Source organism: Rhizobium mongolense USDA 1844, from assembly GCF_000419765.1.
Taxonomy (GTDB): Bacteria; Pseudomonadota; Alphaproteobacteria; order Rhizobiales; family Rhizobiaceae; genus Rhizobium; species Rhizobium mongolense.
In genome coordinates this window covers 497053-512057 of the sequence record NZ_ATTQ01000001.1, presented here as the reverse complement: position 1 = coordinate 512057, position 15005 = coordinate 497053, and the positions used below count along the sequence as shown (strand labels likewise).

The 15005-nt window shown below is 57.5% G+C and carries 11 protein-coding genes and 2 pseudogenes; 6 read left to right on the top strand and 7 right to left on the bottom strand.

What is annotated here, in order from left to right; translation table 11 throughout:
• Positions 1-2: 2 nt before the first annotated feature.
• Positions 3-788, top strand: coding sequence for a pyrroline-5-carboxylate reductase (locus A3C3_RS0102800; RefSeq protein WP_022713098.1), 786 nt, complete (start codon positions 3-5; stop codon positions 786-788).
• Here A3C3_RS0102800 and A3C3_RS0102795 read toward each other — a convergent pair.
• A complete protein-coding gene (locus tag A3C3_RS0102795; protein WP_022713097.1) occupies positions 785-1333 on the bottom strand; it encodes a cupin domain-containing protein in 549 nt (182 codons plus the stop codon). The genes A3C3_RS0102800 and A3C3_RS0102795 overlap by 4 nt on opposite strands.
• 144 nt (positions 1334-1477) lie before the next feature.
• Between A3C3_RS0102795 and aptA the strand changes: the two are divergent.
• Positions 1478-2813: pseudogene (gene aptA, locus A3C3_RS41120) on the top strand (omega-aminotransferase AptA).
• A 739-nt stretch (positions 2814-3552) separates the two neighbouring features.
• Here aptA and A3C3_RS0102785 read toward each other — a convergent pair.
• The 3 genes from A3C3_RS0102785 to A3C3_RS0102775 all read right to left on the bottom strand — a co-directional run bounded on the left by A3C3_RS0102785 (position 3553) and on the right by A3C3_RS0102775 (position 6991).
• On the bottom strand, positions 3553-4086 hold the full coding sequence (locus tag A3C3_RS0102785) for a GNAT family N-acetyltransferase (RefSeq protein WP_022713096.1): 534 nt from the start codon (positions 4084-4086) through the stop codon (positions 3553-3555).
• A gap of 293 nt (positions 4087-4379) precedes the next feature.
• On the bottom strand, positions 4380-5012 hold the full coding sequence (locus A3C3_RS0102780) for a tyrosine-type recombinase/integrase (protein WP_022713095.1): 633 nt from the start codon (positions 5010-5012) through the stop codon (positions 4380-4382).
• Positions 5013-5230: 218 nt separating this feature from the next.
• A complete protein-coding gene (locus A3C3_RS0102775) occupies positions 5231-6991 on the bottom strand; it encodes an ATP-binding protein (RefSeq protein WP_022713094.1) in 1761 nt (586 codons plus the stop codon).
• A gap of 1094 nt (positions 6992-8085) precedes the next feature.
• On the opposite strand from A3C3_RS0102775, the gene A3C3_RS0102760 reads away from it, so the two are divergent.
• Both A3C3_RS0102760 and A3C3_RS0102755 read left to right on the top strand, forming a co-directional pair.
• Positions 8086-9054: a DMT family transporter gene (locus A3C3_RS0102760; RefSeq protein ID WP_022713091.1), complete on the top strand. Its 969-nt coding sequence runs from the start codon at positions 8086-8088 to the stop codon at positions 9052-9054.
• A gap of 342 nt (positions 9055-9396) precedes the next feature.
• The gene (locus A3C3_RS0102755; RefSeq protein WP_210309105.1) at positions 9397-10506 is read left to right on the top strand and encodes a sulfite oxidase; all 1110 of its coding nucleotides are present in this window, start codon (positions 9397-9399) and stop codon (positions 10504-10506) included.
• 147 nt (positions 10507-10653) lie between these two features.
• Here A3C3_RS0102755 and A3C3_RS0102750 read toward each other — a convergent pair whose 3' ends face one another.
• Together A3C3_RS0102750 and A3C3_RS41110 are read right to left on the bottom strand one after the other, a co-directional pair.
• Complete coding sequence (locus A3C3_RS0102750; RefSeq protein WP_022713089.1) at positions 10654-11403, bottom strand: NYN domain-containing protein; 750 nt, start codon at positions 11401-11403, stop codon at positions 10654-10656.
• Between the two features lie 287 nt (positions 11404-11690).
• Positions 11691-12314: pseudogene (locus A3C3_RS41110) on the bottom strand (tyrosine-type recombinase/integrase).
• A 136-nt stretch (positions 12315-12450) separates the two neighbouring features.
• Between A3C3_RS41110 and A3C3_RS0102740 the strand changes: the two are divergent.
• On the top strand, positions 12451-12960 hold the full coding sequence (locus A3C3_RS0102740; RefSeq protein ID WP_022713088.1) for a DEAD/DEAH box helicase family protein: 510 nt from the start codon (positions 12451-12453) through the stop codon (positions 12958-12960).
• A 361-nt stretch (positions 12961-13321) separates the two neighbouring features.
• On the opposite strand, the gene A3C3_RS0102735 is transcribed toward A3C3_RS0102740, so the two are convergent.
• Positions 13322-13753, bottom strand: coding sequence for an Lrp/AsnC family transcriptional regulator (locus tag A3C3_RS0102735; protein WP_022713087.1), 432 nt, complete (start codon positions 13751-13753; stop codon positions 13322-13324).
• Between the two features lie 137 nt (positions 13754-13890).
• Between A3C3_RS0102735 and A3C3_RS0102730 the strand changes: the two genes are divergently transcribed.
• Entirely contained in the window at positions 13891-14994 is a 1104-nt protein-coding gene (locus A3C3_RS0102730) for a saccharopine dehydrogenase family protein (protein ID WP_022713086.1), read from the top strand.
• The last annotated feature ends 11 nt before the right edge of the window (positions 14995-15005 follow it).

Sequence of the window (15005 nt, the reverse complement as noted above, 5' to 3'; positions counted from 1 at the left end):
AGGTGAAAGTCAAAAGCATCGGATTCGTCGGAACTGGCGTTATCACCGAGGCGATGGTTCGCGGGCTTCTCACTGAGCCGACCTATGCCTCCGAGATTCACGTTTCCCCTCGAAGCGCTCACATCGCCGCGACACTGGCAGCCGAATTCGCCGCCGTCCGAATTGCCCGGGATAACCAGGATGTCGTCGAGCGCAGCGACATCGTCTTCCTGGCGATACGGCCGCAGGTCGCCGAGGAGGTTGTGCGGAAGCTTTCGTTCAGGGACGGGCAGACGGTCGTCAGCGTCGTCGCGGCGACGGAGCGCCAGGCCCTGCTCGACTGGATCGGCGCCGACGTGCATCTCCTCCAGGCGATCCCTCTGCCCTTCGTCGCGAGGCGGCAAGGCGTAACCGCCATCTATCCCTCCGACGACACGGTCTCAGCGCTGTTCGACACCCTCGGAACGGCTGTCCAATGCCAGTCGAGGAAGGAATACGATCTTCTTGCGACGGCGAGCGCGATGATGTCGACCTATTTCGGAATCATGGAAACGGTCGCGGCCTGGCTGGAAAGAAGCGGCCTAGAAAGGGCGACGGGACATGCCTACATCGCCCCTCTCTTTGCAAGCCTTGCTCAGAAGGCGAGCGGGCCCGGCGCCGAGCCGTTCAGCACGCTCAGCCGCGAATTCGCGACCAAGGGCGGACTGAACGAGCAGGTTCTTTCCGACTTCGAAAAGAAGGGCGGCCTTGCCGCGCTGACCATCGCACTCGACGGCGTGCTTGCCCGCATCGAGGGCCGTACGACCTAGAAGGTCGGCGGCGTGCAGGCACTGATGACCTCGCAGGGCACCGGCCCGACGCAGCGGAAGCGGTGCGGTCGCCTGCTTTCGAAATAATAGGCATCGCCCGGCCCGAGGATTTTCCGCTCATCATCGACCGTGACCTCGAGCCTTCCAGTCAGGACGATCCCGCCCTCCTCTCCTTCGTGCACGAGAGGAACCTTTCCGGTGTCCGCGCCTGGCTGGTAGCACTCTTTAAGGATTTGCAGGCTGCGTCCGAACAGGTTTTCTCCAACCTGCCTGTACGAGATAGCGCCCTTGCCGATCTCCACCAGTTCTTCCGCGGCATAGAACGCCTTCCTGGGACTTACGGGCTCGAAGGCGAAAAATTCGGCCAGACCGATCGGGATGCCATCCAGTATCCGTTTCAAGGCGCCCACCGATGGGTTCGAGGAATTCGACTCGATGAGAGAGATCGTGGAATTCGGCACGCCCGTGCGCTTGGCGAGTTCGCGCTGGGAAAGGTTGTGCGCAATGCGCAGGTGACGGAGGCGGCTGCCAATGTCGACGGACATGTGCGGATCGTTCCTGTGTCCAAAATAGCGAAAACGTTATCTTTGACGCTCATAATATTCAATGCGTTATCGTCAGAAAGAAAAGGACTTGTTTGAAATGAAGAAATCGCTGATCTGATTGTCATCCCAAAGGAGGTGGCCATCATGGATCAGGTCAGTAAAACGAACGCGCCCGTTCTCGACAATTTCTGGATGCCGTTTACGGCGAACCGGCAGTTCAAAGCCGCACCCCGCCTGCTGACCGCCGCCGACGGCATGTACTACACCGATATCGACGGCAATCAGGTTCTGGACGGTACGGCAGGCCTCTGGTGCTGCAACGCCGGTCACGGCCGTAAAAAGATCGCCCAAGCTGTCGAACGCCAGCTCGCGGCTCTGGATTACGCCCCGACTTTCCAGATTGGGTCATCCGATCGCCTTCGACTTTGCCGCCAAGCTTGCCGCGAATGCGCCGGGCGGCGCTGACGCCAAGCTCGACAGGGTGTTTTTCACCGGTTCCGGTTCCGAATCCGTCGATACGGCGCTCAAGATCGCCATCGCCTATCAGCGCGCCATCGGCCAGGGCACGCGAACCCGGATCATCGGACGCGAGAAGGGCTACCACGGCGTCGGCTTCGGCGGCATTTCGGTCGGCGGCCTTGTTAACAACCGCCGGGTCTTCCCGCAGATTCCAGCCGATCACATGCGCCACACGCTCGATATCGAACGAAATGCGTTTTCCAAAGGGCTCCCCCAGCACGGCATTGAACTTGCGGATGATTTGGAACGCCTGGTCGCTCTCCATGGCGCGGAAACCATTGCCGCCGTCATCGTCGAACCCATGTCTGGATCGGCGGGCGTCATCCTGCCGCCGAAGGGCTATCTGGAAAAACTGCGTGCGACGGCAGACAAGTATGGCATCCTTTTGATCTTCGATGAGGTCATCACGGGTTTTGGACGCTTGGGCACACCCTTCGCGACGGACTATTTCGGCGTCGTGCCCGACCTCGTCACCACGGCAAAGGGCATCACCAACGGTACGGTCCCGATGGGCGCCGTCTTTGCCAGCCGCAAGGTCTATGACGGCCTGATGGTCGGACCGGAAAATGCGATCGAACTCTTCCACGGCTATACTTATTCCGGCCATCCGGTCGCCTGCGCCGCCGGTCTTGCGACGATGGAAATCTACGAGGAAGAAGGCCTGCTGACCCGCGCAGCGGATTTGGCCGACTACTGGCAGGAGGCCCTGCATTCGCTGAAAGGCCTGCCCAATGTCGTCGACATCCGCAATCTCGGGCTGGTCGGCGCCGTAGAGCTTACATCGCGCAACGGAGCACCAGGCACGCGAGCCTATGACGTCTTCGTCGATTGCTTCCAGAAGGGACTGCTCATCCGCGTGACGGGCGACATCATCGCGCTTTCTCCGCCGCTCGTCGTCGAGCGCGAGCACATCGACACGATCGTCTCGAAGCTGACAGGCGCCCTCAAGCGCGCCGCTTAGAGCGGAAAAAAGCGGGCGCCGGTGCAAAGGCAAGAGTGGGGCAATTGTTGAATACGCACTTCGAGGTTCAACGAAGCCCATGGGCGTTGCGCAACAGTTGCTCTCAGCCGCTCTCCGTTAACCGACGCGAGCGGGCCTACCGACTGAACGTGCGTTTGCGCGCGAGTTCCCACTGATTCGTGAAGCTGCGCATCGAGCGAGAGACCCGCTTGCTCAGGAACGGCCAAACTGAAGCCAACGGTCCGCTGGCTTTTGGATCGATTCTGGCGGAATTACTGCGGCTCGGCATTGCTCCCGAAACCCCTGAACGGGTTTTGAAATGCCCTTCATGTTATGAGCCTAGCAGCGCATGGATATGACGTCGCTCCGGAGGCTACAGTCGAGGCGAGCAAGGCCGCAACTTCACCCCTTGCAGCGCTTCAAGCGATCCGCGACGGACAGCCATCGTGACGTTTGACTCAAGCACCTGAACTTAATCCAAAATTGTCCGTCAAAGTGAGTTAAGTGCGTTCGCCTTGAACGGAGCAGAACCAACGACCCTGTTGTTACAGTTTCAAAAATTGCATCAGATTCTTTAGCCCAGACATTAGCTGCCATTCGGCTTCAGATTAGGCGACGGCTGCACTCGACCCCGTTTCAGCCCTTAGGCGATACTGCCAGCGAACCTCAAACCAGACACTTAGACGGTGAGCGATAACATTTAATACCGGACGGCAGGCCTCGACTAAATGTCCGACTGCTACACCGTCTTTTCGGCGACATACAGCATGTGAATTGAGCTCGGATCGGTCGGCAGAAGGTCAGGGTGAGCGAACTCGCCACCCTCTATTTTCTTCATCCCCAACCGCTGCATGACAGTTTCGGACCGTTTGTTCGCCAATGCGGTGAATGCGTAAACGCGCGGCGCCTTTAAGCTACCAAATGCATAATCGAGGGCGGCGCGAGCGGCTTCGATCGCATAACCCTTGCCCCAATGGTCGCGACCAAGCCGCCAACCCACCTCCAGGGCGGGGCCGAAAGGGAAATCGGTCCCGAGGCGATGCAGGCCGACCGCGCCAAGCAACGCCCCGTCGTCGACACGCTCGGCGGCCCAGAAAATCGGCTGTCTGGCTTCGGAAAGGCGCATCATATGTTCGACGAAGTCGCTGGTTTCGGAGGTGGTCTTCGTGCCGCCGAGGAACTGCATCACTTCCGGATCGGCGTGAATAACGCCCAACAGAGGCTTATCCGCCTCTCGCCAGGCCCTGAGTTTTAACCTGTCTGTCGCGATCATACACTCCCTCCAAGTGAATGGGCTCACCCTCGCTACCGTACTAGCGTTCTGGCCCAGCGCAGTCCAGTCATGCCATCTCCCCGCTTTTTACGGTCGCCTTTAGACAACCACTGCCAAAACTTGCCCGTCAACTTTCCACCCCTTTGCAGACCCCGATGGTCATCTCCGATTTTAGGAGCTAGCAAAAAGCGATTGAATGCCGCCATCAGGGCGCAAAGTCGCTCAATCGATTGCCTCGGGGAGGCCCCACGTGCCAAAGTGCACGGCCCCATCCTGCGCAGGGCCGTACCTCTTTAGATTTCAGTATGCTCTGCCGGTTCCAGCGCATCCTCTATGTCAACGCCAAGATACCTGACCGTGTTCTCGATCTTGGTGTGGCCGAGCAAGATCTGGATCGCGCGAAGGTTGCCGGTGGCCTTGTACATCATCGCAGCCTTCGTGCGCCGAAGGGAGTGCGTGCCGTAATTTTCACGACGCAGCCCAGTCGCAGTGACCCACTCATCGACCAGCCTGGCGTATTGGCGAGTGCTGAGATGATCGGCATGATCAACCCGGCTGGGAAAGGCATAGTCATCGACTGTTCCTCCCCTTCGCTGAAGCCAGGCAAGCAGGCTCGCCCTGACCTCGGTCGTAATCTCGAATTGTACGGGGCGTCCAGTCTTCTGCTGGACGACCATGGCACGAGTTCGAATTTCTTGACCAGTGACGAGGGTCCCGATTTTGATTTTGACCAGATCGCAGCCGCGGAGCTTGCTGTCGATGGCAAGATCGAACAGCGCACGATCTCTCATCCGCCCTTCTCGGTCTAGGAAGAAGCGGATTGCCCAAATCTGGCGCTGCTTCAGGGGCTTCCTGACGCCAACTTGTCGTCCGGCGTTCCTAGCCGGTCGGCCCAGTGCGGCAGGATCATATTGTGCGATACCCATTTCAGTTCTCCTTTGGCCACCATTGGCCGTAGGAAGCGCGCAGTTTTAGGTTTAGGGGACCGGGAGCGGAATGGCAGCTTTGGGCAATAGGTGATGGGTATGCTGACACGATGCCAACAGCAGCGGCGTGCGCTGGCCCCTGTCGATCAACAGCTCGTCCATACTGCAATAAGGTTTACTAACATATTGACCGTCCGAGCCTTCAACGAACGGGCGATCTACGGACGGGTTAGCGATGAAATCAGCCAGTCGAGTTCCGTGCGAGCGGACGAGAGCACGCTTGCGTAGGAACTGACGGTCGTCATGTCCGTCCCATATCTCTTGTCCATAGAGGCTGCCGAGCCCTTACCGATCATCAAGATCCTCAACGGGCTGCTTGAGGTGATGGTCCCTGACAAGTCATCACGATATTGCTCGGCTTGAGCAATGTCTTCCCGAGAAATCGGATGGTTGGGGCGTTTGAACTCAATCAGCAGATAGCTGTCAGCTAGATCCTGCGACAACAGAAGATCAGGCCGTTTCGAGGCCCGCTCGCCCGTAAATTTCTTATCACTATAGTTCGCGATGACCCGTTTCAGTGTGATGTTCGATGACATCAGAGCGTATTGGCGGCCAAGAAGCCACAAATTCGTCTCGAAGGCCTTATGGACGTCCTTTTCGAGGGTCGCTTCGTTGTCGATAAGCTCCTCAAGGTAGTCCAGAAATCTCATTCGTCTGGTCGCTTGAGCAGCGATCCCAGAGAGCTCAACCATACCAAAATCTTCAAGCGCCGCTGCAAAGGAACTGACATCTGTGCGGTCGGTGGCATTTATCCGCTCGAGTACGGCCCAGTAGGCGTCATGCTCCATGGCGTCGAGCGCGACCTCTGCGATCGTCGCAATGCGGTCTTCGCTTTCCCGATAGAATCGCTGCAGGATCCGGTGGAGGGCTTCCTCAGCGTAGCGTCGGCGGTGTTCTGGGAGGTCTTTCAGCCTAGCGTCCAACTGCTTCTTCAATCGAGCTAGCTGAAGGCTCATATCGCGAGAGTGGCTCTCCCTAAGCCCTTCTTTGACGATCGATTTCACATAGGATTGGATTTCTTGGAACGCCTTGCTGTTCTCGACCACCCCGCCCCAATCGGCAGTTACGAAATGGTCGTTACCCTCGAGCTCCACCTCTCCGTAGACTCGTTTCGACAGCTTGAAGGGAATTTCCTCGTCATCATCTAGGCCGAACATCATCGGCTTCCCGACGACCTTCCCGTCCACCTTCAACACTATACCCGGTGATTTTGGTGCTTTCTTGCCGTCTGCAATCGTAAACTTCAAGCGAACTGAGCCGCTCTCTGTAAGGGTCTTCTCGACTTCCCTTAATACGCCCGGAACATCGTCGACCGACAACTGCGCCTCATTTACGAATACCTTGAAGGCATCCTCCCGGCCGTATTCGTGCACGAGGACTTCTCGAAAACGATCGGGCGTAGGGAAATTCAATCGGCTATCAAGACCGGACAGGATGATTTTCGTGCCTGCATGAGCTTCGCCTGCATCTTCCTCGATGAATGGTAGAGGCACAGCTTCCAGGTCATTCTCATTCTCGGCCAGGACGAGCTTGTCGATCGTCAGGCTGCATTTCCGACCTCGGGCGACCGCTGAAACATCCATCCGGCTTGCCAATGACAGGCCAGCGAACTTACCGATGCCCTTGCGACCCTTGACCTTCCGCTTGAGTAGAGGGGTCCGTTCGCCTGTACGTGCTCGCTTATCGCTAGCGATGTTCAGGTATTCGTTCCTCATTTCCAGAGATGTCATTCCCGAACCGTCGTCGCGGACGATAATCGGATCAGACGACATAGGCGTCGGCAATGTGATCCAGACATTTTTGGCGTCAGCGTCCCATGCGTTGTCGACCAGTTCCTTTAGGGCTGCTTCGCTCGATCGATAGGTTTCACCCAGAAGTCTTGTCAGTCGTGTATTAACCGAAAAATGCACGTCATCCATAAAACGCGTTCCCCAACCCGTATGTAAATCAGAGGTAGCAGAAGAAATAAGTCTCTGTAACCTTTCGTCGATAAGCCCCCACAGGAAACAGCGCGGCGCGGCTAAGCCACGCAAGTAAATTGACCCTGACGTCGACCGTTATCTCGAACTGGACTGGGCGTCCTGTTTTCTGCTGGACGACCATGGCGCGTGTCCGCACCTCCTGACCTGTTACGACAGTGCTGATCTTTATCTTTGTCCAGATCGCAGGCTTATAGCTTGCTGTCGATCCAGAGATCGAAAACGCCCGATCTCATCCGTTCCTGTCCATCGAGAGAGAAAGGAATTGCCCATATCAGCAGTTCAAGCCAAGCCAGTCGATGCTCAGTGCCGCCGTTTCGCTCACCTGCGGCCGATGGAAATTCGAAGCCGAAGCTTTCCATCCCGCTATGCGCCGCCGGTTCACTTGCAGAGCAAGGATATCCTTTGTAGATCGGGAAGTACAAAGATCTAGCTGTACCTCACTGCTCTGAATTTGTAATTCCGCTTCGCGATTTCCTGGGCGGCGGAACCTTTCGAGCGCCGCTCTCTAAAATTGATGCACGGTGACCGTTTTTGGACTACCGGACTACCCGCTGCCCACCCCAAATCGGACATCCTATCTGATTTTGGCGAGCGGCAGCTTCTGGGAAACTCCATAGCAACCCTGAATATCCGACATGATGGCGCAAAGCCGCCATCTCCTTCGACAACAAAAAAGTCCGCTTCGGGCCGAACTCCGCCTTCGCTCAGAGGCACCAAAAGGCAAATTCCCCGGCGAAGTCGGCTGCCATAGGCTTGCGGGCGGCGGAGTTGCGGCAGCCGGTAGAGGCAACCAGTCGCCCGCCCCGGTCAAAGTGGGAGGCGCGTGCCGGCTCCCGCGATGCAGCAGCACCGTTTCACGATCCGGGTGATGGGTATCGAGAGGCTGGTTCTCATTTTCGCCGGCTACCGACCAGAGCGCGTGGCCGGTAAATTTTCCTCATCCGATCCAGCATTTCGCTTGATTGCCAAACGGCACACTCGGTGTCGCGGAGACCAGGGCTCGGTGACGCAACTTCAAAGGGGTGAACATTATGGACAGACTTTTCTATGTTGGCGTGTCGGCCGCTCTCTGCGCGGCCTTTGCCTTTTCGCTCAACTTCGTCGTGCCCTTCATCATCGGTGACTATTCCACCTTTGATTTTGCCCTCATCCGTCACGTCGTCTCGGCACTCGTCGGGCTTTACATTCTGTTTTCCGAGAAGGGTGTCATGCGCCACCTCACGCTTCGAAACTGCCTGCAAGCCATCTGGCTCGCCTTCGTCGGCTATGTCGGCTACTTCCTGACAGTGACGGGAGCGGCCCTCTTTGCAGGCCCAGTCATCGCTCCGGCCTTTCTCGGGCTGGTACCAATCGTATTGATGGTCATTGGCAATCAGCGTCAGGCATCATTGCCATGGCGCTCCCTCGTGGTGCCTCTAGCACTGGTGCTGGTCGGCCTTGTTCTCGTCAATGGCACGGCATTCACGGCCGAAGGACTAGACAATGTGCAATCATTGTGGATTGGCGTGCCGCTGGCGCTTGCTGCCGTGGGCCTTTGGGTCTGGTTCGCGCTTTCCAATCAGGCAGCACTCGCTGCACGGCCGGACATGCCCTCCGGCGTGTGGTCGGCGCTGATACTGGTTGGCGGCGGCGTCTTGATGCTGGCCTTCTATCCCATCGGTGCCGCGATGGACCTCTTCCGTCTTCCTACATTGGGATTCGGTTGGAGCGCTGCCGGCAACCTCTATGTCTGGGGCACAACTCTCGCGCTACTGGCCACCGTGGGCGGCGTCTGGACCTGGAATATTGCCTCACGCAGCCTGCCGGTTGCCTTGGCCGCGCAATTGATCGTCTCAGAGACTGCCTTCGGCGTGATCGGCGGACTTGTCGTGCATGCGCGCTGGCCAACGCCGATCGAAGTCGCCGGGGTGGTTGTCCTGATCGCCGGCGTCGTTCTGTCGGTTCGGATTTTCTATGATCGCCAATTTGCATCTGGAAAGACAGTGCTTGCGACCGAGTGACCCGCTGGACACAGGGCCAAAAACAGGCGCAGGCATCGGAGATGCAATCACGTTCAACGTAAAATCCGCTTTTGACGCAAACATCGCCTCGCCAGAATGCGTTGTCCGCTTTCAAGCCGCCGCTTGGCTGGGTTCTACGACTGAAATGAAGGCGCAAAGCGGTCAAGACCGCAGTCGGCCCCTTTGCTGCCGTTCGAGGTCGATCCGAGGAACGTGCGGTATGTGCTAGAATGCGGCCCGAAGGCGGAATGCGACAGACGCACTGCGAGGGGCGGTGTGATCGTACCGGACTTCGCGCGACCGAGAGCCGACGTTGTGCTCTTGAAAGGGGAGACGAGGACGATGCCGATACCACAGCAACCCAGTCTAATAGTTCGACAGAAATCCCCACAGAACATCGAGTTTCCGTTTGCGTCGCTCTCCGATTGGCTGATCCCAACCGAGCTGTTCTTCGTGCGAAACCATTTCCCGTCGCCGGACCTCGATGCGCGAGACTGGCGATTGCGCGTTGGCGGGGCGGTGGAGCGGCCGATCGAACTTGACCTCGACAGCATCAAGGCGATGCGGAGCACGACTTTCAGCGCCGTCGTCGAGTGTGCAGGGAACGGGCGCGTCTACTATGTGCCGCCGAAGGAGGGGTTGCAGTGGCAGAACGGAGCCGTCGGCAATGCCGCGTGGACAGGTGTTCTTCTGCGCGAGATTTTGGAAATGGCGGGCGTTAACCGAACCGCACGTGAGGTTCTGCTCGCAGGCGCCGACAGCGGCGTCGTCGACACGAACAAGAAAACGGCTTCTCCCGGCCCCATCGCTTTTGCGCGCAGTTTACCGCTTGAGAAGGCCATCGCTGACAGCACGATCCTTGCCTATTCGATGAACGAGGAGCCGTTGACGCGCGATCACGGCTACCCGCTACGCGCGGTCGTGGGTGGCTGGTTCGGCATGGCTTGGGTCAAGTGGATCACGCATATCACGGTTGTGGAGCAACCGTTCCTTGGCTACTGGCAGGCGCGCGACTATTTCCGTTGGGAGCGCAGCCTCGGGGAACCCAGGCTGGTCCCCCTTGCGGAGATGGAGGTCAAAGCGCAGATCGCGCGTCCCGTACAGGGGGCGCATCTCATCGCCGGCCAACCGTACCGGATTTTCGGAGCCGCCTGGAGCGGAGAGGCTGCTATCCGGCAGGTGCAGGTCTGCACCGGAGATGGCAGGGGCTGGCGTGAGGGAAGGCTCCTCGAAACAGAACGTCCCTTTGCATGGCGCTTGTGGGAGTACATGTGGACCCCTGAAGAATTGGGGCGATATATACTGCGATGTCGCGCGATCGATGGGGCGGGGTGCGTGCAGCCCGACCTCCAGCGTTCCGACTGCGAGAGCTACGCGGCCAATTGGATCGTTCCGGTGGAGGTTACGGTCGTTCCCGAGCCACAGACGTACGAGGAGGAATTCGTGATCTAATCACCGCATGGGGCGGAATGGCGGCTTTTGGCGCAACTGCGACCCGCGTTGTCACTGCGTCATGTCCGCTTTGCAGCAACAGCGACGGGTGGCTCGATGACCATTATGGCGGCGCTTTTCAGCCCTCTCGCAATCATCTGCTACGGGTTAGGTGGTCGATTTCAAAGGTTTCTTGGCCGGAGGCTTGAGACGAATACGAACGGGACGTCCTTCAGCATGATCCACCTCGAACGAATTCGTCTTTTTCACCAGATCGCTCAATTTCTTGAAACCGAAGGTCCTTGGATCGAAGTCAGATGCCAGGTTCGCAAGTTGAGTCCCAACTGCGCCTAGCGGCACCCATCCATCCTCGGTCTCCATCTGCGCAATCACCCTCTTTATTATCGGTGTGGCAGCGCTCGGCGGCTCTAGTGAGCGCGCTGCCTGTACTGCATCTGCTTCGTTTGTCGCGACAGGCGGAGCTAAGTTTTCGGTGTAGATGAATCGGCGACAGGCTTGTCGGAAGCTCTCCGGTGTCTTCTGTTCGCCGAATCCGAAAACGTCGATGCCTTGCTCCCGGATGCGTGATGCTAAGCGAGTGAAGTCGCTATCGGAAGAGACCAAGCAGAAGCCGTCAAATCTTTCACTGTGCAGGAGGTCCATCGCGTCGATGACGAGCGTTATATCGGAGGCGTTCTTACCCGTCGTGTAGGCAAATTGTTGTTGCGGAATTATCGCGTGCCGAGCGAGAACGTCGATCCAAGCCTTTGAGCGAGTACTGGCGAAGTCGCCATAGATGCGTCGCACGCTCGCTTCGCCAATTTTGGCAATTTCCTCGAACAGACCGTCGACAATTTTCGCGGACGCGTTATCAGCATCTATGAGCACCGCGAGACGTGGCGAACGCGTTTCAGACATTTAGAAGCTCCGCAGCAAGGTTTTGATCCATTCACGATGGCTGACGTCCCAGTCTCTTGCAATTGGCCGAGCGCTATTGTCGAATAATGATGCAATCCAGAGACGATGACTCACGCTCCCTTGCACTTTGACTGCGCCATCACTTGTGTTGGCGCATTGATGCCGTCAAAAACGTAGCTTGATCGACGTCTGCATTCCGGAAGACGCTGCGGCGGGCTTTACGGCCGATGTGAGGGCGCATAGCCGCTCGGTCGAATAGCCCCCGCTGGATGCGGGGCCGCACTATGTCAAATCTCGGTATGCTCCGCTAGTTCCAGAGCATCCTCAATGTCCACCCCCAGGTACCTGACCGTGTTCTCGATCTTGGTATGACCCAAGAGGATCTGGATCACGCGAAGATTGCCTGTCGCTTTGTAGATCATCGCGGCCTTGGTGCGCCGAAGCGAATGCGTGCCGTAGTCTTCGCGACGTAGTCCGATTGCTGTTACCCACTCATCCACCAATCGGGCATACTGGCGAGTGCTCAGATGATCGGCACAGTCGACTCGACTAGGAAAGGCGTAGTCGTCAACTGTTCCACCTCTGCGTTCAAGCCATGAGAGCAGACTTGCCCTGACGTCAGTCGTGATCTCGAACTGCACCGGACGACCGGTCTTTTGCTGGACGACCATGGCACGGGTTCGAATTTCTATACCTGTGACGAGAGTGCCGATTTTGATTTTAACGAGATCACAGCCGCGAAGTTTGCTGTCGATTGCGAGATCAAACAGCGCGATCTCTCATGCGCCCCTCCCGTAAGAAGCGTATTGCCCAAATCTGGCGCTGGTTCAGCGGCTTTTTGACGCCGACCTTCCGGCCGGCGTTCCATGCGGGACGGCCAGTGCAGTTGGATCGTATTGTGCAATACCCATTTGAGTTCTCCTTCGGCCAAAGGTTGGCCGCTTGGAAACCGTATGTGAGCAGTGAGAGGGGCCGTCATTTCGTTGGCGAAGCGTTCCCAGGTAGAGTGTCTTCTCACCAGATCGAAGGCCATGATAAGCGGCGCCTATGGGAATCAAGAACTATCTGATCGAAGGCGGTTCCGGCACTGGGAAAACGTCTGTCGCTACCGAACTGGAGCGGCGGGGCTACCATGTCGTCCATGGTGACCGGGTCTTGGCCTATGTCGGCGACCCCGAGACAGGCCAGGCACTCGCAGGACCACCCGAAGGCGCGGACCGCATTGTTTGGGGATACGCCCACTGGATCTGGCGTGTCGACAAGGTCCGCGCTATTGCTGCCGACACCACCCATCCTGCCACCTTCTTCTGTGGCGGCTCGCGCAATTTCCACAAATTCCTGGACCTTTTCGACAAGGTTTTCGTGTTCGATATAGACGTTGAGACCTTGAACCGACGATTGGATGGGCGGCCAAATGAGCCGGGCTTCGAGCCGGCCGAGCGGACGCTGGTGCTCCGCTACCATCATACCCGGGAATATCTTCCCATCGGCATCAATATCGACACGACGGGTACCGTCCCAAGTGTCGTCGACGATATCCTCGCTCAACTCACCTGACGCCCTGAAAGTATTGAGAATGGGATGGAAAGTACTCGATTATTGCGGGAACGCTAGCCGCCTGAACGGCTCACAGACGGCATTATCGCTTTCGTAGTCGACCGGCAGAGAAACCGGGTGTCTTAACGCCTGACACGAGGCGTGAAGCCGTCTTTCAGTGATCCAACCTTCTATTTCCGCAATGGGCCTCATTTGCGGAAGTCAGCGTGTGACGATCAGTAGCCGATAGGCGCCTAATCCAATGGCGCGGCGGCCTCCTCGTGAAGCTCGGTCCGGGAGGACTTTTGCGCACAGCGGCGAAGACGTCCTCACTTTCGATATCTTCCGGGCACTGTCGAGTAAAGACGACGCTCCGACACTTTCATCGTGCGATGCGGGTCGAGAGAATAATGGAGGAGAGCGTTCGTTCAACGCCGTCAATCGTTCCGATCTGGTCGATCAACTGGTCGAGTTCGGCGATCGATGGCGCTGTAATGATTGCGATCAGGTCAAACGAACCACTTACTGAATGAAGCGTCGTCACCTCCTGGATCTTATCAAGGGACGAGGTGACCTGCGAAAGCGCTTTAGGAGCGATGGTGATCAGAACATGCGCCCGGACCAGACCGGCCGTGTAGCGCTCCGACAACCTCAAGCCATAGCCTGCGATCACACCTTCCCGCTCCAGTCGCTCAAGCCGTGCTTGGACCGTCGTCCGAGACAGCGACAGCCGCTTGGCAAGCGTCGCCACCGGCAGGCGGGCATTCTCCGCCAGCAACGCCAGCAGGTCGCGATCCTTCGCTGTGATTTGCATCGTTCAACCTACATTTCGCTCAACCAAGTCGTCATTTTGCATAATATTATACAGCGAAACGCTCGTTTCATAGCTTTGATTCGACCTTGCGTTGACATCATCTACGTCCATCGAAGGCACACGACCAGGGGACGTCTATGAAGGAAATCGTGATCATTGGGGCAGGCAAGATAGGTGGTGCGGTCGCCGCAATGCTTGCAGCGACAGGCGATTACCGCGTTTCGGTGGCTGACCGTAGCGAGACGCAGTTTTCAAATATCGATCGTCACCTCGGGATTTGCACAGTCGTCCTCGACGTTTCAGACCGCGAAAGTCTTGTCACTGTTCTTACGGGAAAATTCGCCGTTCTTTCCGCTGCACCCTTTGATCTTACGGGATTGGTGGCTGAGGCTGCCCTCGAAGCCGGCGTGCATTATCTCGATCTGACGGAGGACGTGGCAACGACTAAAAAGGTGGAGGCGTTGGCCAAAGGCGCACGGACGGCTTTCATCCCACAATGCGGTTTGGCGCCAGGCTTCATCTCCATCGTTGCCAACGATCTGGCAAAGCGCTTCGACAGTCTGGACAGTGTTCGCATGCGGGTGGGTGCCCTTCCGCAATATCCTTCCAATGCGCTGAACTACAATCTGACTTGGAGCACGGATGGCCTGATCAATGAATATATCGAGCCTTGCGAGGCGATCGTCGAAGGAAAGCTGGTGACCGTGCCGGCCCTGGAGGAGCGGGAGGAGTTTTCGCTCGACGGTGTAACCTATGAAGCCTTCAACACCTCCGGAGGTTTGGGAACCCTCGCCAAGACGCTGGAAGGGAAGGTACGCACGATGAATTACCGCACGATTCGATATCCCGGGCATCAGGCGATCATCAAGGCGTTGCTCAACGACCTCAATCTAAAGAACCGGCGCGACGTGCTGAAGGATCTGTTCGAAAACGCCCTGCCGGCCACCATGCAAGACGTCGTGGTTATATTCGTCACTGTCTGCGGCTGGCGCGAAGGCCGCTACATGCAGGAGACTTATGCCAACAAGGTCTATGCTGGGACTGTTGGAGGGAAGAAGATGAGTGCCATCCAGATCACCACCGCAGCCGGCATTGCCACCGTTCTCGACCTTTTGTCGCATGGTAAGTTGCCCGGCAAGGGCTTCGTCCGCCAAGAGGAAGTCGATCTTACAACTCTCCTGAACAACCGTTTCGGGCAGGTCTACAATCCGGACGCAATAAAAGTGAAGGAAGCTGTCTGAAATCCTGGCGA

Coding starts and splice junctions, on each gene's coding strand:
- A3C3_RS0102795 (WP_022713097.1), bottom strand. CDS start 1,333: ATGTCCGTCGACATTGGCAGCCGCCTCCGTCACCTGCGCATTGCGCAC.
- A3C3_RS0102785 (WP_022713096.1), bottom strand. CDS start 4,086: ATGATCGCGACAGACAGGTTAAAACTCAGGGCCTGGCGAGAGGCGGAT.
- A3C3_RS0102780 (WP_022713095.1), bottom strand. CDS start 5,012: ATGGGTATCGCACAATATGATCCTGCCGCACTGGGCCGACCGGCTAGG.
- A3C3_RS0102775 (WP_022713094.1), bottom strand. CDS start 6,991: ATGGATGACGTGCATTTTTCGGTTAATACACGACTGACAAGACTTCTG.
- A3C3_RS0102760 (WP_022713091.1), top strand. CDS start 8,086: ATGGACAGACTTTTCTATGTTGGCGTGTCGGCCGCTCTCTGCGCGGCC.
- A3C3_RS0102755 (WP_210309105.1), top strand. CDS start 9,397: ATGCCGATACCACAGCAACCCAGTCTAATAGTTCGACAGAAATCCCCA.
- A3C3_RS0102750 (WP_022713089.1), bottom strand. CDS start 11,403: ATGTCTGAAACGCGTTCGCCACGTCTCGCGGTGCTCATAGATGCTGAT.
- A3C3_RS0102740 (WP_022713088.1), top strand. CDS start 12,451: ATGGGAATCAAGAACTATCTGATCGAAGGCGGTTCCGGCACTGGGAAA.
- A3C3_RS0102735 (WP_022713087.1), bottom strand. CDS start 13,753: ATGCAAATCACAGCGAAGGATCGCGACCTGCTGGCGTTGCTGGCGGAG.
- A3C3_RS0102730 (WP_022713086.1), top strand. CDS start 13,891: ATGAAGGAAATCGTGATCATTGGGGCAGGCAAGATAGGTGGTGCGGTC.